Source organism: Bacillus sp. L_1B0_5 (assembly GCF_000836715.1).
GTDB lineage: Bacteria > Bacillota > Bacilli > Bacillales > Bacillaceae_G > Bacillus_A > Bacillus_A thuringiensis_S.
Map to the genome: position 1 here is coordinate 64,029 of NZ_JXIS01000052.1, position 26,305 is coordinate 90,333.

Here is a 26,305-nt window from a genome sequence, read left to right on the forward strand (position 1 = left end):
TTGTTTGCTCGTTTTTTGTTACAAACCTCTTTCCTTTATTATTGCTCCTGTTTTTGCAATAATAAAGGAAATATAAATAAAGGTTGGGATACAATGAACATTCGTATTACTGATGAAGCAAAAGCAGCTATACATAGATTAGAACTTGAAGATAAAAAGATCGTTCGCATTAGAGGAACAATGACGAACTCTTGTAGTATTTTCGTTGATGTCGATTTAATTTGGGATACATATAACGCAGATGATGTTGTATATGAAGATGCAGAGCTTATCGTACAAATGGATTCATTCACGAAAGACTACACTGGTGATACGGTGAAACTTGATTATAAGACGACAGGTTTTAGTATTACGACTCCGAGTGAGACGTTAGTTTATGGATTGTCGATAAAAAAATAAAAATTGTTTTCATTTGACCACCGAGGTGAAAAAATGGGTAATTATGTTCCGTTAAAATTTTTATTTAATGAAGAATTAGCAGAAAAAATAGCTGATTCTATTTGTAAACACGATCCTAATTTTTCTAAAAGAATCTTTGTGGATTCTGTAACATATAAAGTTGAAAATTTAGAGTTAAAACAACGTATTGAAGTAATGGCAGATGAATTACACAATGCTTTACAAAAAGATTTTAATGAAGCAATACATATATTACTGAAAACATTAGGACCAGAAAATACAACAGAAGTAGGCACATTTACAAATGGATATATGTACATGCCTCTTGCAAAATACGTTGAAAAATATGGACTTTACGATTTTGAAACCTCGTTCAATGCAATGTATGAAATAACGAAAAGGAATACTGCTGAATATGCCATTCGGCCCTTTCTTGAAACATACCATGAAGATACACTAAACATATTACAACAGTGGATTCATGACGAAAACAGCCACATTAGGAGATTAGTTTCTGAAGGTACAAGACCAAGGCTTCCTTGGGCTAAAAAAACAGGAGCTCTAAAAGGTGATTTTAAGTACAATTTACAGCTTCTTGAACCATTAATGAATGACCCTTCTAAATATGTTCAAAAATCTGTAGCCAATCATATTAACGATATTACGAAAGAAGATAAAGAACTCGTTTTTCAGTGGTTACAGCAATTACGTGATAAACAGCATCCTGTTAACGCTTGGATTATAAAACATGGGTTAAGAACGGTGATAAAAAGTGATGCTTTGCCAAAAGATTTTTCTTTTTAAGTATTTTAAAGAAAACCGCTTATGCTTCAAAAATGAAGTATAAGCGGTTTTCCTCTTTCAAACATTACCCTTTCCTTAAAATATTTTGAAACATTTTCAGCTTATTTCGTTCAAAGCTTTCTATAAGTTCTTTTCCAAATATCGTTATACTCTCTTCCCAAGGCTGGCCTAAATAGCCCCACTTAAAGTCTTTTTGAATGAAGAAGTAGTAATCTCCATTTGGAAATACAGGTATCATCCACTCATCAAATTCATTTCTTTCAAACTCTAAATGGGGATTCACCCAATAACACTCATGTTACCAATCTAGTGCCATGATATATTCATTCGATGCTGTAATTTCTTGAAAGGCTTGTAACGCTTTACTTTCCAGATCATTTATCGACTCTCCAAAGTAATGAGAAATATCATATGTAACAAAAGGACTTGGCACCATAAATGATGGAAATGTAGAAACACCTGGCGAAAACTCAAGCTCACTATATACCCTTTCCAAAATTCGCTCGTCCTCTTTGTCTGTAAACTCAATCCAATTCTCCATTAAACATCTACCTTTCCTTTATATTTTAAAGGAATTCCACTCGAAAATCCCGAATATATAAATAACAATTCTCACAAGGAGTAACGTTATATGAATCTATTCGAACACGAAACGTAAAACCGTTTCTCTTTAATAAGAGGTCCTCCGCTTTTTTTCTCATCATATCATCTATTAAAAAATAGGAGGACAAAATTATGAAACGTGATCCATTATTTTTAACTTTATTAGAAAGCGCAAATACAAATTTTATTGGCTGGGATTTTTCTTTCATTTCAGAAACAGGTCGAATGAAGAGCGAGCCATTACCATGGTCGTACGGCAGTACTGCTTTTCAGCTTATGCAACGTGCAGAATCAATGCTCGATATGGGTACTGGCGGCGGAGAGTTTTTATCTATGTTACAACCGTTCCCGTCAACTATATTGGCTACTGAGGGCTACGCTCCAAACGTGCCAATTGCTCGAAAGAAGTTAGAGCCTTTTGGAGTTACTGTTGTAGCGGTGAACGATGATACTGTTTTACCATTTCAAAATCGTCAATTTGATTTAATTATAAATCAACATGAATCGTATGCTGCTTCTGAGGTAAACAGAGTCCTTTCTCCAAGTGGCGTTTTTCTTACACAACAAGTTGGTGGTCTTGATTGCGCGGAACTTAATGCGCAGTTTGGCTCACCACTAAATAGCGAATTTGCAAGTTGGTCTCTCGAAACCGCATGCAGGGAGTTAAAGGAAAATGGATTTACTATTTTAGAAGAAAAAGAAGAGTTCCCCTTTCAACGCTTTTATGATATTGGCGCTATCGTCTATTATTTAAAAGCGATTCCGTGGCAAATTCCTGATTTTACTGTTGAAAGGTATTATGAGGATTTATATCGCATACATGAGAGCATCTTACAAAAAGGATATTTTGATGTGAAGCAACATCGATTTATGATTAAGGCGATTCGTGACTAACGGAACAAAAAGGAGGTGGCAAAGCCACCTCCTTTTTGTTCCGTTTACGTATATTCTCTACTCTTTCACCATAAGAAAAGTTATATCATACATATTACAATTATGACCAATGAATTGTATTTCTGAAGCATATAATCACCTCGCATATATAATGAAAGCAAAAACGTGATTTTTCACTATCCTCTTCTATTGAGAAACGAGTTGTTTTTCATATCGTTTGTTCGCATCATCTTCTGTCAAACATGCAGTTGTGTAATTAATAATATTCCGGTTATCGTAAGTGAATATATGTTTTAACTTATTTTCTTCTGTTAATACTATCGGTAAGTATTTTGGTAAATTGCTAACTACTCCTCTATTATCACCATCTAATATCCAATCAATTTCTTTCCATTCTAACAATCCTTCAGCCGTACGTAATGGTGTATTCATTTGCATTCCATCTGGCAAATCAGCAACGAACACATACATTCCTTCACTAGCCTGGGGCTCATCTTTACCTTTAAAAACAACAGTCCCTTTATACGTTACACTTGAAAGTTCTATGCCCGTTTCCTCAAACGTTTCTCTAATTATTCCATCGTATGGCGTTTCATTCTCTTCTATTTTCCCTCCGACACCATTCCACATCCCCATATTCGGCTTTTTATTTCTATTTAATAGCAGTATTTTATCGCTTTTTCTAATAAAGCAAATTGTGTATTTGTACATACGATCATTTCCTTTCATTTTCCACATGAGTTATTTGGCTTATTTTCAATTAAAAACACTCGCCTTATAATTCCTTACTACATAATATATAGTACAACTTTCATGCGTAAACACTTTACGTCAAACGAGAGAATCCTTTTTAGAAAGGAGAATTTAAAATCGATAATATAAGCAATGAATTTTTAAACCAATATTACAACAGCCTCGTGTGGTTAAACGATACACACTGGTTCGGGGTTCCAATCTGTAAACTTCCCTCTGATCTCTTTTTGTATCAAGAAATTATTTATGAATTAAAGCCCGATTTAATTATTGAATGCGGGACTTTTCACGGTGGTAGTGCACTGTATTTAGCTTCTATGTTAGATTTAATTGGAAAAGGTCACGTACTTACTATCGATATAACTCCGCAGCCAAATCGGCCATCACATAATCGGATTACGTATTTAACAGCATCTTCTGTTTCTGTGCAGGCCATCCAAACAATAGTAAGTATGCGCAAACCTGATGATGTGATTTTAGTTATTTTAGATTCTGATCATAGTAAAGAGCATGTATCCAAAGAACTCTTACTATATAAATCTATCGTCACTACTGGCAGTTATATGATTGTAGAAGATACCTCCATTAACGGAAATCCGCTTCTTCCCTATTGGGGTCCTGGCCCGATGGAAGCTGTGGAAGAGTTTTTAACTAAAAACAATAACTTCATAATCGACGAGTCTAAACATAAATTTTTCATATCATTTAATCCAAAAGGTTTTTTAAAGAAAATAAAGTGAAACTTTAATAAGTGGGGTTTTGCACATCCCCACTTATTCTATCATTTTCATTTTTGAAAAAGGATAATATACAAATTCCACCTTGCCAATTATGTTATCTTCTTCAATATATCCTAAGCCATTGCGACTATCTCTACTCACTTCGCGGTTATCTCCCATTACAAATAACTTATTTGGCGGAATTTTTGTCTTTTGAAAGTTATAAAACACTTGTGTGTTGTTAAATAAATCTTTGTTCGTATATGGTTCTTCTTGCTTTTTATCGTTCACATATACCTTTCCATTCGTTATGTTAATTACATCACCAGGAAGTCCTATTACACGTTTCACATAATATTTCGATTCATCCTCTTCCTTTATAATGACAATTTCTCCGTGCTGTAAATTAGAAAGACGTACTACTGCTTTATTTACAAATACGTAGTCTTCTTCATATAAAGTCGGCTGCATCGATTCGCCTTCCACTTTACATAAAGTAAAAGAATGGTAGCCTATTACCATCACAAATATAAATAGTATGTACTTTCCCCAGCCTCTCTTAATCTCCTTTTTCATATCCATTCCCACCTTATAAAGCGCTTTTTAACTCAAAAAATATATCACTGCACAATATGTTTCCATGCAGTGATACTATTTTTACTGTGCCTTGTTCGGTTGTTCTACTGGAATTGAATTTGTATTTGATCTATTTGTTTTTAATTCAAAATACGCATCCAAAATCTCTTTACCAATCGCAGAATTAATTCCTGATTTATCATCATTCACCCATGGTACAACAACTGAAAAAGCTACTTCCGGATCAGCATCATATGGTGCATAACCGGCAAGAGTTAAATTATAACATTTTTTTCGGTTGTTGTTCTCATCTCTTCCAATATCACTTTCTCCACCATATACTGTCTCAGCTGTTCCTGTTTTTCCCGCTGGTTTATATGGTAGACCTTTAAACGTTCCGGTACCTGTTCCGTCAGCTTCTTGAAAAACTCTTCTAAATCCTTCTTTTACATGATTAATGTACGAAGTGTCCATATCCAATCTATTTAATAAAACTGGTTCAATCGACCGAACGACTTTTCCTACATCCTCTGGTCTATTCGGTTGCTCTCTAACTTCTTGTACAATTTGTGGTTTCATTCGGTAACCGCCATTTGCAATTGTGGAAATATATTGTGCAAGCTGAAGCGGCGTATATGTATCATACTGTCCAATCGCGTAATCAAGTAAAAATCCGGGTATGTTATCAGTTCTACCTATTTGACCGATTGATTCATTTGGCAGGTCAATACCAGTCGACACACCTAGGCCAAATTGTCTAAAATAGTAGCGCATTTTATTAAATGTTTCTTGTTTAATGTCTAATGGATTATTTGGGACATAATTAATGCCTGCCATTTTTAAAGCTGTATTAAACATATAAACGTTCGATGACACTTGTAAAGCTCTTAAATCATCAATATCCCCAAATTCTTTCCACGATTTCTTCGGCTTAGAACTTCCTTTAAAATACATTGGTGCATCAAAGAAATGTGTATACGGCTTAATCGCTTCTGTTTGATATCCAGCTAATAAAGTAGCCCCTTTTACAGTTGATCCTAACTCATAAGAACTTGTCATCGTTCCTAATGCATAATCTTCTATTTGCATACCGCCATCTTTATTTACAATTTTCTTTCCTGCCACTGATAAAATTTGACCGTTTTTCGGATTCATCATTACTACGAACGCACGATCCATCATCGGCTCTGCAGCATGAAAGGCTCGTAAATTCTTTTCAAGACTTCCCTCTACTCTTTTCTGCAAATCCATATCGACTGTTAACATTAAATTATTTCCACTTTTTCCTTCGGTCACTTTTTCTGTTCGAACAATCTTCCCTGCTTTATCCATAATATTTTTAGACTGTTCTTTCGTTCCATGTAGTGCATCTTCGTATTGTTTTTCGATGTAACTTTTACCAATACGGTCGTTTCGATTATAATCACGAACTAAATAATAATCTAATTGCTCTCTTGGCAACCCTTCATTTTCATTAGAAACGCTACCTAGTATAGAGCGCAGTATTTTATCATTTGGGTATTCACGTTCCCAATCTACTGTCGTATCTACCCCTGGTAAACTTGCCAACCTTTCACTAACGACAGCATATTCATTTTGACTTACATCTTTTTTAACGATTTGCGGTGTCATTTTATATCCTGCATTCATTTTGCTTTTAATTACTAATACTTCTATATCTTCCTTTGAAAGCTCATTTAATTCTTCTTGCGTAATTCTTTCCCGGCGCAGTTCTTCTACTTTTTTATCTAATTCTTTTCCTTCTATTTCTTGCTTTCTAAATTTACTCTCATCTTCTTTCGTTACTTTCGCTGCTGCCCGCTTTTCATTTAACTGCATCCAAAAATCTTTCTTATCTGTCTCCGTTAACTTATCCATGTCCTCTTGCGACATTTCAATTAGCTTGGCTAAATCTCTTGCTACTTGTAAAACTTCTTTCGAGTCTACTCCTCTCATTTTCGTATATGTAACGGTTCGCAATGGTTTATTATTTACAATAACGTGACCTTGCCGATCAAACATTTTCCCTCTAGGAACGGGAGTGCTTACCGTTACATCTTCCTTTTTGTTTACTTCATTTCTATACGTTTCTCCATCAATGATTTGTACTTTACCTAATTGAATTATAATAGCTGAAAATAAAAGAAAGACAATAAAAAATAGTACATTTAACCGAAATGGAATATGAGTCTTTTTCTTTTTCGATTGTTTTTTCTGCTCCTTTTTCTGTCTCATTTCGCTCCCTCGCTTCATTCTATTAACATTTCTACGCAAAATCATTATGTATCAAATTTATTTCTATGATATATATAGAATTTTATATTAATTACTAAAGAAATAAAAGATTTAATTTTCAGTTTTTTAATTTTATAACCTATTTATTACCATTCCCCTTCATACGTCATAACATGAATTTTATTCAAACAAAAAACTGAGGTGTTCTCTATACACCTCAGTTTTTCATAAAAATAATAACTTATTTAACCGACGATAACCCTTCAACAAACTCACCAATCTTATTTTGAAAAACAAAATCAAAGTTATATTCCTGTCCTGTTAACTCTTCATTTACTAAAATAGTTGTTGCTCCCACTTCCCTCTTTGCAATTTGCGGGAATGAAGCGACAGGCTGTACTTTTAGTGACGTTCCCATAACGATAAGCACATCTGTTTCATATAAACGTTTGATAGCATTTTGATATTGCGGCAATGTATCTCCGTATAAAACAACGTCTGGATTTAAAATGAAATTACACTTCTCACAACGCGGTACTTCATGATCAATCATATACTGTAAATCATATCCAGATTTACATTTTGGACAATGTGCTGTTTGAAGTGTTCCATGTAAATCAATGACATGCTTACTGCCACCTAATTGATGTAAACCGTCAATATTTTGCGTTAAAATCGTAATATCTTTCCCTTGTTCTTCTAGCGCAGCTAAAAAGCGATGGCCACGATTTGGTTTATATTGATGGATCGTATTAATTTGAAAAATTTCTTTATAATGCTTCCAAAATTCTTTCGGACTTCGGTTATAGTACCCTCTTGATAAGTACATCTCCACATTCGCATCAGCATACAATCCATTTGCTGAACGAAAATCTGGGATACCACTTTCCGTACTTGCACCTGCGCCTGTTAATACTGTAATTTTCTTCGCTTTTTCTAAAATTGAACGTACTTCTTCAAATTGTTGCACAAAAATCACCTCTATGTATTTTCCTATTCTTATTATACCAGTTGTTTACAGGAGGTGTTGTACGATTCGTTTTATTTAATGCGTCGTGCCCCCAACCTCTACAATATCTACCTCAACTATCGTCGTTACCTCAACTGCCAATTCTATCCCCTTACGAATAGTAGAAAGTGACATACTCGGTTGTCCTGGATAATTACTCGCTTGTTCTGGTAAGAACGGAATGTGAATGAATCCGCCTTTTATTTTCTTATCATGTTTCTCTAGTTCATGCATAAGTCCATAGAATAAGTGATTACAAACGAATGTACCTGCCGTTTGTGAAATAGATGACGGTATGCCTTCTTCGCGAAGTTTTTTTACAATTGCTTTCATCGGGAGTGTGGACCAATAGGCAGCCGGTCCTTCTTCTACAACCGGTACATCTACCGGCTGATTCCCTTCATTATCAGCAATTCTTGCATCATCAATATTAATTGCGACACGTTCTATCGTAATATCTGGTCTGCCCCCGGCTTGTCCAATGCATATAATAATTTCCGGCGCTAGTTCTTCTATATACTCTTTTAATACGCTTATTGATTTATGAAATACTGTTGGGACTTGTTTGCTTATTATCTTGTATTCTCCAATTGTTTTTTCATGCAAACCTTTTGCTACTTCCCAAGCTGGATTGATATTTTCTCCGCCAAACGGATCAAACCCTGTTAATAATACTGTTTTCATAGTTTTATCCTCCTAATTAGAAACGATATACAAGGCCGTACATAATAAACATATTTATGATAAAAATTGAAAGAGCAATTGGTACTTGTGCTTTAATAACCGCATTTTTATCCTTTAGCTCTAAAAGCATCGCAGGTACGATATTAAAGTTTGCTGCCATTGGTGTAAGCAGCGTTCCGCAATATCCAGCAAACATACCGAGTGCTGCCATAATTGCTGGGTTTCCGCCGTGCATTTGAACTATTAAAGGTAAGCCAATTCCGCCAGTAATAACAGCAAACGCTGCGAATGCATTTCCCATTACGACTGTAAATAGCATCATGCCTAAACAGTAAGCCATAACAGCAACGAACGGATACTCTGTCGGTAACACTTGTCCGACTAAATCTGAAACAACTTGTCCAACGCCAGACTTCGCGAATATACCGCCAAGTGCTGCTAACATTTGTGGTAAAATTACAGCCCAGCCGACAGCTTGTAATAGTCTGCTTCCTTCTTGTACAGGCGTTGTTATTTTTGATTTTGTAATACGCATCGCCGCAACGAATGCGAGTAATGCACCAAGCGCTAATGCAACTAATGTTACTTTATCTGGATCAACAAGAGAGACATTACCCCATTTAATTTTCCCTAACGTCAACGTACCGATAATTGTAAAAATAGGAATTAAAAGTGCAGGCATAAAAATTTTATTTTTTAATTTCTCAGCATGTTTTACACGTTCTTGTACTGGAACTTCTTTCTCCTCTGATTTTGTTACTTTATTTAGTGAAGCTAAAACGACCATAGCGAGCACTATACAGCCAACGTAAAACGAAGGGATTACATTTCCGAATAAAAATGTAACTGCAAACAATGCCCAAAATAAACTAGAACCGAATCTGTTTGGATGTTCACGATCGAATGCGATACGAACAGCGATAAAAGCAACGATTATCCCTAATACATAATAGATTGTATCCATTGTGATGATGTTCATATTAAATTGCCTCCTTCTCTTCTTTTCCTTCTGCCTTCATTGTTTTCTCTATATATTTATCAAACCTTCTAAATCTAATCCAGCTTACAATAAGTGCAGATATTGCAGTTGGAATGCCCCAAAGTGCCATATCCCATACTCCGACATGCATACCTACTGAATCGAAGAATCCTTTCATTAATAAAATAGCTCCAGTTGCGATGAAAATATCTTCTCCGAAAAACCAAGCTGTATTTTCAGCAGCCGCTGCGTTTGCTTTAATCTTTTCTCTTAATTTTTCAGGAAGTTTACCGTATTTACCTTGCGCGGCCCCTTCTGCCATCGGTGCAACGAGCGGTCTTACCGTTTGTGCATGCCCACCAATATTAAGCCCTAGTGCTGCTGATGATTCTCTTATCGTAAAATATGACATTAATACTCTTCCAGTTGTTGCTCCTTTTGATTTCGTTATAAGTGCTTCTGCTCTTTCTTTTAAACCGTAACGCTCTAAAATTCCGATTACCGGTAAAGTTAATATAATTGGCATAGACATATATCTATTTTCTATGAAAAATTTGCCGAACATGCTGATCACATCATAAAAACTTAATCCTGAAACCATACCAGTAACAATACCTGCAACCATAACTACTAAAAGTGTATTTAATCTAAATAAAAAGCCCACTGCAACAAGTAGTATCCCGATTAATTTAATCATTTCTAGCACTTCCTCTCATTTTTTATTTCGGTTCACAAATAGAAATCCCATTAAGTTCGAATGTTCTGTATATTCTCCCCGCAAATTGCACTGCTTTTTCCCCATCACCGTGTAAACAAATTGTTTGCACCTGAACTGCTACTTTCTCTCCATTGACCGCATTTACATGGCCTTCTTTCACCATTTGAAGCACTTGCTTTATCGCTTCGTCTTCATCTTTTATAAGCGCATTTTCTTCTGTACGGCTCGTTAACGTACCATCTTGCTTATATGTACGATCCGCAAAAGCCTCTTGTACGAGAGTTACATTGTATTTTTCTGCAGCCTGTATAAACGCCTCGCTATTTGCTAATCCGTAAAGTAATAGATTTGGGTTAATATGATAAATTGCCTTTACGATTGCATCTGCAATTTCCGGATTAGTTGCCGCCATATTATATAGAGCGCCATGCGGTTTCACATGATGCATCTCCCCACCAGCCACTTTTACAAACCCGTCTAGTGCCCCAATTTGATATAAAACATAATCATATACTTCACTTGCTGAAACATTCATGTTTCTTCTACCAAATCCAATTAAATCTGGAAAACCAGGATGTGCCCCTATCGCTACGTTATGCTGCATTGCCTTTTCAACCGTCTTCCTCATTACAGACGGATCACCCGCATGAAAACCGCAAGCAACGTTTATAGAGGAAACGAACGGAAGAATTTCATCATCATTCCCCATTTTATAAGCGCCAAAACTTTCTCCTAAATCACAGTTTAAATCAATTGTAGTCACAATGTATTCCTCCTAATTTCAGCTTCGTAAAGCGATGAATTTCTTTAAGAGATTTATATTTACTTCTTGTTCTATGTACAATTGTTCCGCTTCTTCAAGCATAATTTTCTCAAAAGAAACATAGTCCCCCGGCTTTAGCTGGGCAAGAAGAGGTAAATCTACTGAAATGATATTTCCCATTCTCGGATAGCCACCTGTCGTTTGCCTATCTGCCATTAATATAATCGGCTGTCCACCATTAGGAACTTGAATGGTTCCAAATGTAACAGGACTCGATAAAATCTCTTTTTCTTCAATCCTATTTAAAACTTCTCCCTCAACCCTATAGCCCATACGGTCAGCATAATTAGATACCTTATACTCTTTCGTAAAAAATGCCTTTCTACTTTCTTCTGTAAATTGATCATATTCAAAGTCAGTTATGACACGAAGCTTTGGATGTTTCTTATACTTTGGTAGTACGCTGTTGCTAATTGCCCATTTCGTTTTTATTCTCGCATCTTTTTGTAAGTCTTGAATGAAACGACTCGCCATTTCTGGTTGTGCACCAATTTGGAAGTAGTTACCCTTTTTCAACATTCTTCCTTCTATACCGCCAATCGCAGCACGTATGTACGTACTTTTACTTCCCATTGTACGCTCAATATGGATGCCACCCGCAAAAGTTACATACGCTCTGCAACCACTTTTCACTTTTCCAAAACAAAGCATACTACCTTCTTCTGCTAAAATGGGCCGCCATAACGGGATACGTTCTCCATTCAATAACGGTTCCATATCTGCTCCGCCAATCGCAAGTAAAGTCGTTTTCTTTATTAACAACTTAGGTCCCATAATCGTCATTTCGAGTCCCGCTTCATTCTCTTCATTACCAACTAACATATTGATCATCCGAAGTGCACTTTGATCCATCGCCCCGCCAACTGGCACACCGTATTGTTGATAATGAGATCGTCCTAAATCTTGGACTGTTGTAAACATTCCTGCATGCAAAACTTCTACATCCATTCTTTAGCCCCCTCAAATGATACGTACTCTTCCTTCGTTATTGGGATAAATCGTAAATACATACCACTTTGAATATATGTTGGTATTTCTTCTTCTGGATTAAATAATGAAATAGGAGTTCGGCCGATAATATTCCATCCTCCTGGTGTTTCAAGCGGATATATACCTGTTTGATTTCCGCCAATACCTACTGAACCAGGAGAGATTTGTAACCGTGGTGTTTCTTTTCTAGGTGTTTCTAATTCTTTTGAAAGTCCTCCTAAATACGGGAACCCTGGTGTAAAACCTAGCATATATACAAAATATGTAGTTTCACTATGTATTCGAATCACATCTTCTACTTGTAAACCTTTATAATGCGCAACCTCTTCTAAATCAGGTCCATATTCTCCCCCGTAGCACACTGGTATAGAAATATGTTTCACATCCTGTTTCACTTCTTCTTTATAAGAATCACACAGCTCCTTTATATACTGGCGAACGTAATCATATGGCCTTTCACTTCTCTCATTTCTCTTCCATACTTCGTATACATTGTAGTAAACAGCTAATGAAGTAAACGACGGAACGCACTCAATCATTCCTGCAAACGGATGTTGCTGCAGTGCTTGAAATAACCGCTGTACTTTCTCATATATATCCATCTTAATTTCTTCACCAAATGTAACAATAATTGCTTGATCCCCTAACGCAGAAAATTTCATCCTACTCCCTCTTTCTATGCCAAAAAGCCGAGTTCTTTCGAAATGCGATGCGCTGTTTCTTTCACCTTCGCGATAAAATATGAAATGTTACTTTCGCTGTACTCAATTGCTAATCCCGAAATACTCATACCTGCTACAACCGTTCCATCACTTGCGAAAATGGGCGCTGCTATTGCGGCTGTATGATTTTCTAACTCAGAATAACTAATTGTGTAGCCTTCCTTTTTTGCCATTTGCAACACTTCTAGCAATTGTTCCTTATCCACAATTGTTCCATCTGCAAACTGTTTTAAATCCACTTCCTCTATGTATCTCCGTTTCTCTTCCTCAGAAAAATACGATAGTAAAATTCTCGGACATGCACCAGCATAAAGCGGTGCTCTTCTTCCAACCGCCGTATACACGCGTACTGGCTGAACACCTTCCATCTTTTCAACATAAATTGCGTCATTACCATCTTGAATTATTAAATTAACTGCCTGTCCTAAACTATCTCTAAGTTCTTTCATATAAGGAATTGCTATATTCCTTACTGATAATCGTTGTGAAACAAGTTGACCGAACCGTAAAAATACGACCCCTAAACGATATTTCCCCTTTTCGTTTTTTTGTAAAAACTCCATCTCTTCTAACGAGCCAATTAAACGATAAACAGATGTTTTCGGCATATTTGTAAGCTGAACCATCTCAGTTAAACTTAGCTCTTCATGCTCATAAAACAACTCTAAAATATCCATTGTCTTAACTGCCGTTTTATTTATACTCATTCTATCTCCCTTTCGTTCCGAATTACGGAACTTAAATTCCGTTTTTCGAAACAAACATATAATTTAAAATTATAAAATATTCTTTCAATTCTATCAATATTTTTTTCACGTACATAATCCGATATATTTTGTCCGCTATTAAAAAACAAAAATAATATGTGATTTATATAAAATGAAAGGCTCTTGGATGATTGAAAAAACTTTAACACGTGAAGAATGAACTATTAGTGAATGTAATTTATATTGGAGTGATTCGCTTCCTGACAGTGAATATAAAATTAACCCTAGAAATCACGACGGTTCAATTTCTAAAGTTCACATTGCTACAAAACTATTAGAATAAAAACTGCAATAAAAAAGTAAATATAAAGAGCATGTATTGATCAATACATGCTCTTCTCATAGTTATTCAAATTATTCTTTTTTAACATGATTGAATGTTCCTTCGTACAACTACCGAGTCTATTAGTTGTATATTACTTATTTTTCAAAATCGTTCTTTTAGCTTTTTTAATAATTCTACTAGTTGATTTTATGTCAGCATCCTTTTCCCATTCTTTACACAGGTTCATTACCCAATCCGGTTTAGTTTTACTTGCATCATTTAACCAGTTTCCAACCGAATCTTGTACATATTTTGATGGATCTGATTTAAGTAAATTAAGAATAGGAAGTGCTTTTTCAGGTTCTTGTTTTAATATTTCAATATGTTTACTCCATACACCTCGAGGACGAATAGATTCTACAGAGAACCTGCGAATATTCTCATCTTCACTTTTTGCCCATTCTACTAACAATTCCACACTTTCTTCTATATTTTGTGAAAGTTCTTCTCTAATAGACATCCAAGCAATTTCTCGAACACCAAAATGATGATCCGCCGCAAAAGGTCGAATGTATGTTAATGTATCTTTTAATGTGTCATTTGATTTTTTATTCATAAACGCTGCCCAACATCGTACACTATCTGAAATATGATTAGATAATTTTAACAGTACGTCTTCCTTGTTTCCATCATTCTCTTTGAGTATAATTTCATCCAATAAAGTCCCTGTTATTCGTATGACTTTCATTCCTGTTTCAACGTTCTGTTTTTCTAATTCAGCTACTATACATTCCAAACTATTCTTGAGTCCTATTGAAGGTAAGACATTTTTAAGTAGTTCAATATGATTTATAGCTAGCCATTCTGTTAGATTAACACTTTCTACTTTCCCTTGCTGTAGTAATTGTAAGACCTCTTTAGGAATTTCGTTTACTTTCCTGGCTCCTTTCCTGTTTAAGATAATTTCTGATTCTTTCTTTATCATTTAAATTCCCTCCTTGCAATACTATCTTCAAATAAACAGAGGCCATTTTGAAAAGTAATAATCAAAATGACCTCTGTCTTTCTTAATTGAACATTCAGTTTTACAAAAAATGTAATTTAAATCCACCGGAAGAATATTTCTCCCATACTTTTTCTTTATAACGCTCTTACTTGTTCCAACGGCCAGAAAACAGCTTGTCCTTTTCCGACAATTTCATCTTCTGAAATAAAGCCAAACATGCGACCATCCTTAGAAACTTCACGATTATCCCCTAAAACAAATACTTGGCCTTCTGGCACTTTCGTTTTCCCTGTGATTTGTTCTAACGTAAAGTCTGGAGTTAATACACGGCCTACTGCTTTTTCTTTAAACTTTTTTAAATATGGTTCTTCCATCGCTTTTCCGTTTACATATAAAACATCATTTTTATACTCAACTGTATCGCCTGGCAAACCAATTACTCGTTTTACTAAATCGTATCCTTCTTTTCCGTGGAAGACGATAATATCAAAGCGATCTAATCCACTTATACTATAACCAATCTTATTCACGAGAACTCGTTCGTTATTTTTTAAAGTGGGCATCATTGATTCACCTTGTACTAAAGAAGGTGTAAATAAAACACCGCGAATAATAGCAATTAATACAAGGGTAAACCCTATCGTTTTAGCCCAAGAGAATAATTCTTTCTTCGTATTTTCCTTCATCGTTTCTCCTCTTTCTTAAGCACTTATTTTATTATTTCAACTAATTCTTGTACTAAATTAGGATCTATTTCAGAAAAACATGATTTTCCTTCTCTTACCGCTGTACCGACATGAGCTTGCGAAATTCCAGTTTCATCTAGCAATCGCTTTATATTTTCTTTCGTCACCCCAGCTCCAGCTACAAGCTGAATTTGACCATCGCTTACCTTTTGCATTTCTGTAAGCACCGGAATATTCTCTACTATATTTCCTTGTCCACCTGAAGTTAAAACGTGAGTCACTTTATGAAACTTCTTTAAAGTGTTCATTGCTTCTACTGGATTTTCTATATCATCTATCGCACGGTGGTACGTTACATTTATTCCATCTACAACAGATAGTAAGTTCGCTAATTTCCCTTCATCCACTTCATTTCGTTCATTTAATACACCTAATACAACACCAGCTACTCCTAATTTCTGAGCAACTACAATATCTTCTTTCATCATTTCAATTTCTTCTTCCGTATATGTAAAAGACTTCGCATGCGGACGAATCATAACATGAATTGGTATACTTACCGCTTCTACCGCTTTTTTTATAAAAGCATAACTCGGTGTTAAACCACCTTCTGTATAAGATGAAATTAATTCAATCCGCTTCCCGCCAGCACTTTCAATTCGTTTTACATCTTCTAAACATGTTGCAATAACCTCTAGCATGAGATGACCTCTTTTCGTGCTTTTTTCTTATTATAACATTAGTAAAAATAAGAAGCCTAGCTTTCTCCTTTAAAACTTAAAAAAGAAGAATGAAAAGAAAGATTTTTTTATTGCCAACAATTATTTGTGACATCCTATTATTCATGTACACTCCTACCATAATGAAAAAACCCGTCATTTTAACGGACTTTTCTAATTTCAAGCTTTTCTTTCCTCAGTTTTCATATCTATGCCTAATTGATCTTCCAATAACTTTACACCTTTCTTTGTAAGATGGACAGCTCGGTTCTTATCCGTTTTCGTAATCCATCCCTGTTCAAAAAGTAGTTTTGCAATTGCAGACCCTAACCAACCCGAAATATGGTAGCGCCGTTCACTCCAATCAAGGCAAGGTTTTGCAAATACCCTCCTTTTTGTATCTGCCTCATCAACATTTATTCCAAAATTCAGAAACCATTTCTTACCTTGTTCCGTTACAATGTATTCTCCATCCTCTAAAATTATAAATTGCCTATCTAGTAATTTTTCAGTTATCTCTACACCGAGTTTGCCTGCAAGATGATCATAACAAGTTCGAGCATAACGAATTTGTTTTAGTTGGCTTGATTGTTTTAAAGAGCGAACTTGAACTGTTGGTGCAATTGTCCCTAACTTTTCAAGCACTTCTGCAACTTCTTGATTAGCAAGTCGATAGTAACGATGTCTACCATGTTGTTCAACTGTAAGTAAATTCCCTTCTACTAATTTAGAAAGATGCGAACTAATTGTTGGATGTGACACTTTTGCCATATAAGCCAATTCACTAGCAGGTAGTGCCTGATTATTCATTAGACAATCTAAGATGATTGCTCTTGTAGGTTCAGCAATTAGTTTAGCTATATATGAGATATTCGGATATACATTCATATTTCGATGATACCCTAACTATTAAATTGATACAATTATTTTAAGTTTAATAGTAAAGGAGAATGTATTATGAATGCAATTGATCTTAGTATATTAAATTTAAAAGAAACGAGAAGGCGCTCAGAAAAATTATGGAATTCTCTTCCCGATAATTTTCTTAATTGGAAGCCTGATCCTGAGGCTATGTCCTTTGGTGAAATGATTCGTCACGTATGGAGCTCAACTTTTTACTATCATATGATTATAAAAAACAACGGTTCAATAAACGACATACGTATCCCGTATAATGACGAGCCAATTACTTGTGTAAAAAAAGAAATTGAATTGGCACAATCATACTTTACTGACTTCATAGAATATGTTCAATCAATAAGCATAGCCGAGCTAGATTCAAGGCTTATTGATAGAAGCGATGTTGGCTATCAACGATATTTAGGTGATATGCTATTACGAATTGCCTATCATGATGCGGTCCATACAGGTCAATTTTTACAATATTTACGAATGGTAAACTTAGAAAGACCATTAATTTGGGATTAAATACGAAAAATGTTTATACAGCCTCCAAACTGGCATTACAATAAGAATTTTTCAACAAGACACAATCAAAAAAACATGATAATCATTTATATTAAAAACCTACATCCCAACCAAGTACTTCATACACATAAAAAGCACGGGTTTGATTACTAATCAAACCCGTGCTTTCAAAACAACTATATTGTACATAGACAATAAAATTCAAGCTAAAAAACCTACGACCGAAACGCCGCATCCGCCAACATAGATAGTGTTGCATCATCCATCGGCGGATTGTGTAGTCCTGCTCTAACGTTTAAATAATAACGGTGAAGCGGATTTTTTTCTGATAAACTTTTTGCTCCTACGATGCGCATCGATTTATCCACTATGGATATCGCCGCATTTGTTACAGCATATTTCACGGCTGCTAATTCTTCTTGCAGTGATAGTTTATCTTCTGCCTCATCGTACTTTTTCGCAATTTGATATAAAAAGACACGAGCTTGCATAAGCTCAAGTTCTAATTCTCCAACTAATCTTCTAACATTCGGCAATAAACTAATAGAATGATTTAAACTATTTGGTTTGTATGATCCCGCAAATTGAACTGCATAATTTCTTGCTGATTGTGCAATTCCTAAATAACATGCTGGTATATGTAGCAACCAGCCAATACCCTTTTGTTTTACTTTTCCGCCCTTCACATCCGTAAAAAAGCGGCTTTCTATCTCTACATTTTGTAAGACAAGATCGTGGCTAGCAGTCCCTCTCATTGCAACACTATCCCACGTTTCTTCAATAGATACACCGAGTGTATTTCTTGGAATGACAAACTCACCAACTTCTTCTTGGCCTTCAATACTCGCTGAAATAATAAAATAATTAAGTACTGGCGCCATCGTTGTAAAAGTTTTCCTTCCATTTATAACCCACTTCTCGCCTTGTTGAACCGCTATTGTTTCTGGTTTGCCGCCACGCGTCGGACTCCCTGTTTTCGGTTCTGTTGCTGCCCTGTTAAAGAGCGCACCATTACATACTTCTTCGCAAAACCATTTGAACATCTCATCATTCCAAGAGCGATTTTCCGCTAGCTCTTTCACAATGCCAAGATGCCAGCCAATCGATAATGCAGTAGCTCCGCAGCCTTCCGCGATTTTCTCTTGAAATAAAACGAAGTCATATAAAGAAATCGCACTACCACCAAATTCCTTCGGTAACGTTAATTTCGTATATCCGATATCTTTCAAATCATTTATATTTTCATACGGAAATGATCCTAATTCACTTAGCTGATGCTCCCTTTCCATGAACTTCGGAATCAATTTATTTATTTTCTCAATAATTAAAGACTGTTCTTCTGTTTCAACAAATGAGAGTGCCATACTATAATCTCCTTTATCCCGCATTAACGGGCAGTAAAACTCCCACCTAAAAATTCAGGTGAAGCAAAGGAAGTTAGGTGGGAGATCAACTGCCCGTAAACGCCCGATTGGTTCAACTAATAATCAGTGAGAAACCCACCCACTGATTAAAGTTTCACTTTATGCTCGATTCATAAACCGTTCATTTTGTCATTATGATTATATGAAGCTACCTCTCTATTGTTTCACTATTCCGATAAAAATACAATGTTTTTGACTAATAAGAAAAGTTCCTATTTAACGATAGGTTCTTTTCTTATTAGTCTCCCTTTAATGCCTTTAACGGCAACGAGGTTACATATCCAATATACGAGAATAATTCTTTAAAGAAGAATGGTATTTCTGTATCTAACGTTTTATATGCTGATGTCGGCGTTGGTGAAGCATACGCTTCAATATTAATATGTTTTGCGATTCTCATTGCGCGTTTCATATGAAGTGGATCACTTACAATCGTGTATGTTTGTATGCCGTTCTCTATTCCAACTTGCTTCGCATTTTTTAAATTTTCTTCAGTGAAAAGGGATTTAGTTTCAATTAAAATATCTTCCTCTTTTACACCTTGTTTCATTGCATATACTCTTGCAGTACGTGCTTCCTCAAGTTCTGCCTCGAACTTTGTACCACCTGTAAAAATAATCTTTTTAATATTTCCGTTCCTATATAAAGAAATCGCATGATTAATTCTTTCTTTAAATACAGGAGATGGTTTTCCGTTCCATGAAGCTGCTCCTAGTACGATACCAGCATCCGTTTTCACGTCATCATTTGCTTTAAAACGATAACTCCAAATATCGTAAGCTGCATAACTTACATATAAAATAGCAGAACAAATCATTAGTAAAAATACTTGAAAGATTCGTCTTTTCTTACTCTTCTTATTTTCTTTCATTTGTAATTGCCTCCGTACATCATCCATACTTCTATAAAAAACATTTATATCAAATCGTTTTGTTTGAGTTTATTTAAAAGAAGGAACTTTACTTGTTATTTATGTATAAAAGGGTTTTCATTTAAAATTGAGGATTATCAATTCATTTTCATTTGCGGTTTTCATTACATTTTTTAAATTCATAAGTTTATTACCATACAACTACATTGTAACGAATTTTTTCTCAGAAGGGAACGATGAAACAAAAGGAATTAAAATAAAGTAGCATTTTGTAAGAAAAAAGGTATATTTTTCATGCCTCACGAACAATATACCTTTCAAAACACGAATTATAACTTTTCTTTATACAACTCTAATTTTTCTAACAATTGTTCTTTTACGCCTGGCCATTCACTCGAGATAATACTGTACACCACCGCATCTCTCACATAACCATTCGGTAATTTTCTTTCATTTCTAAGCACACCCTCTTTTACTGCGCCTAACCTTTCAATTGCTCGTTGTGCTTTTTCATTTCTTGCATCCGTCTTAATTTGCACTCTCAGCATATGCAATTTTTCAAAAGCATACTGAAGAAGCATATACTTACACTCTGTATTTATACTCGTACGTTGCACACTCGGATGATACCATGTTTGCCCTAACTCAACTGTCTTATCTTCTACTGAAATATTATATAAACGTGTACTTCCTACAATCTTATTCGACTGTTGATCTACGACTATGAAAGGTATTTGAGTACCTCTTCCGTAACCCTTTATCGCTTTTTGAACGTATTGTTGCATATCTTGCACACTATCCATTTTAGAGATTAAATACGCCCAAATATCCCGATTTCCTTCTACAATCGAAAACAAAGTTTCGACATCAGTATTATCCATTAACCGCAACTTTGCTCTTTCGTGAATAATTTCCATTTTTAAGCCCCCTTTGTTGTTACTATATCATATAAAATAAAAACATTTTATAATAATAAAAGAATATAATTGAAAGAATCATTTTTCGAATATACTCTGCATATCTAGGGTGGGATAGATCATCGATAAACATTAATATCGCAATTATAAAAAAGAAAATTCTGGTAAATCCCAATAAATTCTATATAATAATAAACGGGAGGGGATAAAAATGCTAGATCAAATTACTTGGGGAACGCCAGGCAGCTTATTATGCTTAGGATTCTTTTTTGCAGGACTAGGAATCTTCTTGAGAAGCATTACGTCATATACGAAAAATAAATAAAAATACCCCGCTTTTAATCAAAAGAAGCCTTCCTTTTACAGAAGGCTTCTTTTGTTATAGATTTATCTTTTTAAAACTTTAAAGCAACAAATAAGCAATCGGTGTAATAATCAGTAACGTTAATATCGTTCTTTGTACATAGAGAATAATAAGTTCCGATACTTTTAACGGAATATCTGTCGATAATATACAAGGAATGGAAGCGGAGAAAAACAGTATAGATGATACGGAAACAACTGCAATGACAAACTTTGTCACAAGTGGTGCACTTACTACTAATAATGACGGTAAAAACATTTCTGCAATACCAACTGATGCAGCTTTAGCAGCTAAGTCTGCTTCCGGTAATTGTAATAGCCATGTAAACGGATAGAAAATATAACTGATCCAATCAAATATTGGCGTGAACTTCGCTAAGACGATACCAATTAATCCTACTGACATAATAGTTGGTAAAATTCCCATCGTCATAATAAATCCGTCTTTTAAATTCACTGCAATATTGTTCATTATGCTCGGTGCAGACTTTGATACTTCTAACGCATCCTCCCAAGCACGTTCTAGCATTTTTTCTTTATAAACAGGCTCTGGAAATCCTTCTTCTGTTACATATGTATCTGGTTTTCTACTAATGGGCGGGATTCTTACGGTGATAGCAGTCACGATGAATGTTACAACAAGCGTAGTCCAAAAATAAACATTCCATAAATGCATAATATCTAATGTTTTTGCGATGATGATCATAAATGTAGCGGATACTGTAGAAAATCCTGTAGCGATAATTGCTGCTTCTTTTGTCGTATACTTTCCTTCTTTATACACACGATTCGTAATAAGAAGGGCAAGCGAATAACTTCCAACGAAGGAAGCAACTGCATCAATCGCCGATCTCCCTGGCGTATTCCATAATGGCCTCATAATCGGACGACAAAATGTACCGATAAATTCAAGCAATCCATATCCAACTAATAACGCTAAAAATGCCGAACCAATTGGAACGAGCAAACTTACTGATATGACTAGCTTCTCATACAAAAACGGCCCAACATCTGGCGCAAAGAACCAAGCTGGTCCTACTTTTAAACAATATAATATGCCAAAAACAACGCCAACTACTTTTAAAATAGAAAAACAAATGTCTACGATAGATGCATTCCATTTCTTCGTATAAAATGGATAAATCGCACCAATCGCCATAACAAACAATGCATAATAAGGTACTACGCCTGGAACGGAAGCCCTGATCCACGATACGATATGATCAATCATAATAGACGATGCACCGTTTATCGTAACAGGAACGAAAAACATAAACACTCCAACAAGACTAGCAAGTATAAACCGAAGAATAATCCCCTTCTCTCGCCCTGTCTTAATTACATTACTCTTTAATTCAATTTCACTCAAAATTCGACACCTCCTATTATCTAAATATTCTGTATAATGATGTTGTATTCCTTCTTTCCATTTCTACTATTTAATCATATGAAAAAGCCTATTTTAAAATAGGCTTTTCTATTACCTCTCATAATCATCCACAAGCACTTGAATGATACGATAAGATTCTTCTGCTACTTTTTCATTACTACCCCTATTCGCATCATATGTAATTAACGCCTTCCAAAGTGCCCATCCTCTCGCTCTATTCCACGTTTCTTCATCCATGCGTAATACTTCTTTAAATACATTTCTACTATTTTCATCAAAAAACGTCCAAGCCATCGCTGCATCACAAGCAGGATCTCCTACGCCTAAAATACCAAAATCAATTACAGCACAAAGTTTTCCATCTTTAACGAGTAAATTACCCGGCGCTACATCTCCATGCACCCAAACTGGTTCACGATCCCATGTTGAACTAAGTGCTAAATTCCAAAGATGCTTTAATAATGCCTCGTCAAAAACATCCTTATTATTTTCAATAGCAGCTCTCGCCTCTTCATCATATACCGATATAAGTCCGCCCCTGTAAAAATTATGTGCTCCAGCTAAAGGGCCGTTACTCGCATCAATAGATTGTAATTCTACTAAAAACGATCCTAAGTCCGCCGCAAATTCACTTAAGTCACGAACATTTTCTTTCGTAACTGTATCCCCTTCTATCCACTTATTAATAGACCAAGGCCATGGATACGCTTCAGACGAATTCCCTTTCGCAATCGGTGTAGAAATCGGTAAAGAAAGCCCCTTACTTAATATAGGGAGCCAACTATTTTCTTTCTCTACTTGCGGTGCATATGCCACATCACTTGGCAATCTTACACTCATCTCATCCCCTAAGTGAAACGTCCTATTATCATGCCCACTAAACTTTACAGGTTTCACTTCTAAATGGGCCCATTCAGGAAACTGTTCCTGTATTAACTTTTCAACTAAACTTACGTTAATTGGATGCATTCACATTCTCCTTTTCTTTTGAAACTTACTAAGCCCATCCGTACTCCCAACATATTCAAACTCATTTTTCTTATAAAAATCATTCAACGTACGATTATGCCCCACGCAATCTAACTTCAAATACTCTTTGTCATGTTGTACATTCTCTTCTATCCACTGTAAAATCCATTCTCCAATTCCGTTCCCCTTATACTTCCGTTTCACCGCAAATCTATGAATATATAATGAATTAGAAACTTCCTCTTTACCAAAAATATGTTCATCCCATTCATTTTGTTTAGGAGAAACTGTAACCGTACCAACTATTTCAGCTTCTTTCAGAACAACATATGTATATTTCTCTCTTATACATTCTAGTATTTCAGCCGTAGCTTCCTCTCCTAAAAGATACTGCCACTGATCCACTTCTTTATATTGTAGCCATTGTGCTACTTCTTTTAATAAAATGATAATACTATCACTTTCATTTTCAGTAGCAATTCGAATTGCATATTCTTTACTTATATTTCTCTCCATATTGCCGTTCCCCTTTCAAATTGCTACCATACTGACAAACGCGTTCTACCATCGTTTTCGTCTGTAACGTATTCAACATAAAAACCTTGATTCCGTGCGTTTTCATACATCAATTCAATCGCTTTTTGATCTTTCGCATAAATTTGTATGTATTGAGCATCCACCGCTAATACAACTACCTCACACTTGCTTTCCTTAAACTCTTCGTATGTTTCAATATCTATCGCTATTTCTCCTTTAGGATATGCTTTTAAATCTGCAAAAATAAGATAATATACGTTGTCTTTAACTAATTTTTTCAACGCTAACCCTTCCACTACACTTGGTTCTTCTGGAAATAATGCCTCATCCAATTCACCACGTGCTATTAAATAGGACTCTTCATTCCTCACTCGCCAATCAAATACAGCAATATCAATAGGCTTTAACACTTTCCAAAGTACATTGCTGTATTCATTTGGAATATCTACAAAAATCCCTCTTTTCATATGTCTGCTCCTAACTTATTCATTTTCGTTTCATACATTATATATCAAATTTAATTACTATATTTTGTCGATACATATGTACATCATAAAAAACCGCTCCACTACTAGCGAAACGGTTTCCTTCTACTTACATTTACATATCTTATTCAATCGTTGCACTGCGTTTTAAAATAACTTCTAATATATTCACCACATCAGTCATTCTTAATGCTCACTTCGACTTCACGAAGTAATATAAAAACCATACCGCATGATTTTGTTCATCCGCAGCTATTCTCCGTAACAACTCTTTCAAATGTGCATCCGATGTCTCATCTGAAATTTCCAAATAAAAATCTACTGTCTTTTGTTCATCTTGTATAGCGAACTCTAATCCTTGTAAATACGTATTTGGGCAGTCTTCAGTAATTTGTGGTTTTGGCTGCCTACCAGTTAAGTTCGTATAAATTTGTACAAAGTTGTGGAAATGCTTTATTTCATCATTACGAATTTCAAGAATTTGTTTTTGTTCTACTTGATTTGGAGCCATATTCGCTAATTTTGCATAGCAGCTTATAGCGCTATACTCTCCATTTATAGCTTTTTCAATATCACTAATCAACTTATCATTCTGCCTATACCAATCATAATAATTCGAATTATACATCGTATCCCCCCATACTTTTAACATTTTATGCATTTAGAAATAGTAGGAGCCTGTATATATAACGGGACGGCTTTAGATCGAAAGTAAAGTTTAAGAAAAGGGTCTATTTTGCAAAGGAATTGCTTATGCATAAAATAATACTGTTGCTATAAACTCTCGCGGGAGTTGGAAAATAAATTCGCGAATCAACGGGAGGTTCAACATGATGCGGTGCGAATCTATTATGAATTCAGTGACATAACTAGGAGGTTCCACTATGCCATCTTTATTTAAAACTATGGAGTTTAAGCTAAAAACCGAACGACTTGACCTGAGTATATGGGAGGAATCCGATTCCGTTTGGCTGAGCAAATTAATTGGCGAACGTGGTGTGGACATTCCAGCCGTTGATTCCGTTCGTAGCCGGCTTATTGAGATGCGCAAAAAGGCAGACGAAAATGGCATTTCCCTTCTCACTATTCGGAGGAGAGACGAAGGCGATTTCATCGGATACTGCGGCTTAATTATCGGTCGTTCCACACTTGAAGAGCCGGAGATTGCATACGAGTTGTTCCGCAGCGCCCATGGTAAAGGTTATGCAACTGAGGCGGCATCCGTTGTACTGGACGCTGCGATTGCTACTGGGCGCCACAAACTTTGGTCGACTGTAGGCGCTTGGAATATCGCTTCCCTCCGGGTACTAGAAAAGATAGGATTTAAGCGTCATCACAGTACGTGGGATGATGAACGTGGTGAGATTGTTTGGAACGTACGCGATCTTTAGAGATTCCGACTTAATTCTAAGGCGACAACAGCAGATACTCATTCTTCAGCTTTTAGATTTCATCACAAAAAAGCCGTTTCACTAATTTGAAGTGACCCCCGAAAGTTAGACAGGTCGTTTCATTAGGCAGCCTCTAGGGTATGAGCCCGGTATTGTACTGGGCTCATACCCTTTAATTT

The 26,305-nt window shown here is 35.6% G+C and carries 29 protein-coding genes and 2 pseudogenes; 7 read left to right on the top strand and 24 right to left on the bottom strand.

Annotation, left to right across the window (positions count from 1 at the left end; translation table 11 throughout):
- Positions 1-93 precede the first annotated feature (93 nt).
- Positions 94-399 carry an iron-sulfur cluster biosynthesis family protein gene (locus RT27_RS18820; RefSeq protein WP_001026167.1) on the top strand — a complete coding sequence of 102 codons (306 nt, stop codon included), beginning with the start codon at positions 94-96 and terminating at the stop codon, positions 397-399.
- Positions 400-432: 33 nt separating this feature from the next.
- Positions 433-1,203 (top strand): DNA alkylation repair protein, encoded by a 771-nt coding sequence (locus RT27_RS18825; RefSeq protein ID WP_043937009.1) that lies wholly within the window; start codon positions 433-435, stop codon positions 1,201-1,203.
- A 64-nt stretch (positions 1,204-1,267) separates the two neighbouring features.
- On the opposite strand, the pseudogene RT27_RS18830 reads toward RT27_RS18825, so the two are convergent.
- A pseudogene (locus RT27_RS18830) lies at positions 1,268-1,744 on the bottom strand (DUF2716 domain-containing protein).
- Positions 1,745-1,938: 194 nt separating this feature from the next.
- Between RT27_RS18830 and RT27_RS18835 the strand changes: the two are divergent.
- On the top strand, positions 1,939-2,700 hold the full coding sequence (locus tag RT27_RS18835; protein WP_043937011.1) for a methyltransferase domain-containing protein: 762 nt from the start codon (positions 1,939-1,941) through the stop codon (positions 2,698-2,700).
- A 186-nt stretch (positions 2,701-2,886) separates the two neighbouring features.
- Here RT27_RS18835 and RT27_RS18840 read toward each other — a convergent pair whose 3' ends face one another.
- A complete protein-coding gene (locus tag RT27_RS18840) occupies positions 2,887-3,411 on the bottom strand; it encodes an 8-oxo-dGTP diphosphatase (protein ID WP_016081084.1) in 525 nt (174 codons plus the stop codon).
- Positions 3,412-3,569: 158 nt separating this feature from the next.
- On the opposite strand from RT27_RS18840, the gene RT27_RS18845 reads away from it, so the two are divergent.
- On the top strand, positions 3,570-4,193 hold the full coding sequence (locus tag RT27_RS18845) for a CmcI family methyltransferase (RefSeq protein ID WP_268998439.1): 624 nt from the start codon (positions 3,570-3,572) through the stop codon (positions 4,191-4,193).
- A 33-nt stretch (positions 4,194-4,226) separates the two neighbouring features.
- Here RT27_RS18845 and lepB (RT27_RS18850) read toward each other — a convergent pair whose 3' ends face one another.
- From lepB (RT27_RS18850) to RT27_RS18895, 10 genes are all read right to left on the bottom strand, one after another.
- Entirely contained in the window at positions 4,227-4,748 is a 522-nt protein-coding gene (gene lepB / locus RT27_RS18850) for a signal peptidase I (RefSeq protein ID WP_016081083.1), read from the bottom strand.
- An 81-nt stretch (positions 4,749-4,829) separates the two neighbouring features.
- Entirely contained in the window at positions 4,830-6,983 is a 2,154-nt protein-coding gene (locus RT27_RS18855; RefSeq protein ID WP_043937014.1) for a penicillin-binding protein 2, read from the bottom strand.
- A gap of 241 nt (positions 6,984-7,224) precedes the next feature.
- Positions 7,225-7,953, bottom strand: a complete 729-nt coding sequence (locus RT27_RS18860) for an NAD-dependent protein deacylase (protein ID WP_043937015.1) — start codon at positions 7,951-7,953, stop codon at positions 7,225-7,227.
- Between the two features lie 75 nt (positions 7,954-8,028).
- Positions 8,029-8,676, bottom strand: a complete 648-nt coding sequence (gene pcp, locus RT27_RS18865) for a pyroglutamyl-peptidase I (RefSeq protein WP_016081080.1) — start codon at positions 8,674-8,676, stop codon at positions 8,029-8,031.
- 16 nt (positions 8,677-8,692) lie between these two features.
- Positions 8,693-9,655 (bottom strand): DUF979 domain-containing protein, encoded by a 963-nt coding sequence (locus RT27_RS18870; RefSeq protein ID WP_001021658.1) that lies wholly within the window; start codon positions 9,653-9,655, stop codon positions 8,693-8,695.
- 1 nt (position 9,656) lies between these two features.
- On the bottom strand, positions 9,657-10,352 hold the full coding sequence (locus RT27_RS18875) for a DUF969 domain-containing protein (RefSeq protein WP_000593392.1): 696 nt from the start codon (positions 10,350-10,352) through the stop codon (positions 9,657-9,659).
- Positions 10,353-10,374: 22 nt separating this feature from the next.
- Positions 10,375-11,136, bottom strand: coding sequence for a 5-oxoprolinase subunit PxpA (gene pxpA / locus RT27_RS18880; RefSeq protein ID WP_043937017.1), 762 nt, complete (start codon positions 11,134-11,136; stop codon positions 10,375-10,377).
- Between the two features lie 18 nt (positions 11,137-11,154).
- Entirely contained in the window at positions 11,155-12,144 is a 990-nt protein-coding gene (locus tag RT27_RS18885) for a biotin-dependent carboxyltransferase family protein (RefSeq protein WP_029442703.1), read from the bottom strand.
- A complete protein-coding gene (pxpB, locus tag RT27_RS18890; RefSeq protein WP_029442704.1) occupies positions 12,135-12,848 on the bottom strand; it encodes a 5-oxoprolinase subunit PxpB in 714 nt (237 codons plus the stop codon). The genes RT27_RS18885 and pxpB overlap by 10 nt, the downstream gene beginning before the upstream one ends.
- 14 nt (positions 12,849-12,862) lie before the next feature.
- Positions 12,863-13,615 (bottom strand): IclR family transcriptional regulator, encoded by a 753-nt coding sequence (locus tag RT27_RS18895; protein ID WP_000026366.1) that lies wholly within the window; start codon positions 13,613-13,615, stop codon positions 12,863-12,865.
- 163 nt (positions 13,616-13,778) lie between these two features.
- Here RT27_RS18895 and RT27_RS35815 point away from each other — a divergent pair.
- Positions 13,779-13,958: pseudogene (locus RT27_RS35815) on the top strand (hypothetical protein); the annotation flags it as partial.
- Between the two features lie 133 nt (positions 13,959-14,091).
- Here the strand turns inward: RT27_RS35815 and RT27_RS18900 are convergent.
- The 4 genes from RT27_RS18900 to RT27_RS18915 form a co-directional block, all read right to left on the bottom strand.
- Entirely contained in the window at positions 14,092-14,925 is an 834-nt protein-coding gene (locus RT27_RS18900; protein ID WP_029442705.1) for a DNA alkylation repair protein, read from the bottom strand.
- Between the two features lie 155 nt (positions 14,926-15,080).
- Positions 15,081-15,632 carry a signal peptidase I gene (lepB, locus tag RT27_RS18905; RefSeq protein WP_000662498.1) on the bottom strand — a complete coding sequence of 184 codons (552 nt, stop codon included), beginning with the start codon at positions 15,630-15,632 and terminating at the stop codon, positions 15,081-15,083.
- Between the two features lie 23 nt (positions 15,633-15,655).
- Positions 15,656-16,333 carry a copper homeostasis protein CutC gene (locus RT27_RS18910; protein WP_000895115.1) on the bottom strand — a complete coding sequence of 226 codons (678 nt, stop codon included), beginning with the start codon at positions 16,331-16,333 and terminating at the stop codon, positions 15,656-15,658.
- Positions 16,334-16,531: 198 nt separating this feature from the next.
- Positions 16,532-17,239 carry a helix-turn-helix transcriptional regulator gene (locus RT27_RS18915; RefSeq protein ID WP_001103807.1) on the bottom strand — a complete coding sequence of 236 codons (708 nt, stop codon included), beginning with the start codon at positions 17,237-17,239 and terminating at the stop codon, positions 16,532-16,534.
- Between the two features lie 69 nt (positions 17,240-17,308).
- Between RT27_RS18915 and RT27_RS18920 the strand changes: the two genes are divergently transcribed.
- Positions 17,309-17,779, top strand: a complete 471-nt coding sequence (locus RT27_RS18920) for a DinB family protein (protein ID WP_016081075.1) — start codon at positions 17,309-17,311, stop codon at positions 17,777-17,779.
- A 215-nt stretch (positions 17,780-17,994) separates the two neighbouring features.
- Here RT27_RS18920 and RT27_RS18925 read toward each other — a convergent pair whose 3' ends face one another.
- From RT27_RS18925 to RT27_RS18960, 8 genes are all read right to left on the bottom strand, one after another.
- Positions 17,995-19,143 (bottom strand): acyl-CoA dehydrogenase family protein, encoded by a 1,149-nt coding sequence (locus RT27_RS18925; protein ID WP_029442709.1) that lies wholly within the window; start codon positions 19,141-19,143, stop codon positions 17,995-17,997.
- Between the two features lie 298 nt (positions 19,144-19,441).
- On the bottom strand, positions 19,442-20,074 hold the full coding sequence (locus RT27_RS18930; protein ID WP_000662218.1) for a YdcF family protein: 633 nt from the start codon (positions 20,072-20,074) through the stop codon (positions 19,442-19,444).
- 329 nt (positions 20,075-20,403) lie between these two features.
- Positions 20,404-20,991 carry a GNAT family protein gene (locus RT27_RS18935; protein ID WP_000402585.1) on the bottom strand — a complete coding sequence of 196 codons (588 nt, stop codon included), beginning with the start codon at positions 20,989-20,991 and terminating at the stop codon, positions 20,404-20,406.
- A gap of 403 nt (positions 20,992-21,394) precedes the next feature.
- Positions 21,395-22,723, bottom strand: a complete 1,329-nt coding sequence (locus tag RT27_RS18940; protein ID WP_043937019.1) for a YjiH family protein — start codon at positions 22,721-22,723, stop codon at positions 21,395-21,397.
- A gap of 111 nt (positions 22,724-22,834) precedes the next feature.
- Positions 22,835-23,713, bottom strand: a complete 879-nt coding sequence (locus RT27_RS18945) for an aminoglycoside phosphotransferase family protein (RefSeq protein ID WP_029442710.1) — start codon at positions 23,711-23,713, stop codon at positions 22,835-22,837.
- Positions 23,714-24,229, bottom strand: a complete 516-nt coding sequence (locus RT27_RS18950; RefSeq protein WP_043937021.1) for a GNAT family N-acetyltransferase — start codon at positions 24,227-24,229, stop codon at positions 23,714-23,716.
- A 23-nt stretch (positions 24,230-24,252) separates the two neighbouring features.
- Positions 24,253-24,717 carry a DUF2691 family protein gene (locus tag RT27_RS18955; RefSeq protein WP_043937022.1) on the bottom strand — a complete coding sequence of 155 codons (465 nt, stop codon included), beginning with the start codon at positions 24,715-24,717 and terminating at the stop codon, positions 24,253-24,255.
- Between the two features lie 211 nt (positions 24,718-24,928).
- Entirely contained in the window at positions 24,929-25,363 is a 435-nt protein-coding gene (locus RT27_RS18960) for a ferritin-like domain-containing protein (RefSeq protein ID WP_000282830.1), read from the bottom strand.
- 256 nt (positions 25,364-25,619) lie between these two features.
- Here RT27_RS18960 and RT27_RS18965 point away from each other — a divergent pair, with 256 nt between their 5' ends.
- Positions 25,620-26,126 (top strand): GNAT family N-acetyltransferase, encoded by a 507-nt coding sequence (locus tag RT27_RS18965; RefSeq protein ID WP_043937023.1) that lies wholly within the window; start codon positions 25,620-25,622, stop codon positions 26,124-26,126.
- Positions 26,127-26,305 lie beyond the last annotated feature (179 nt).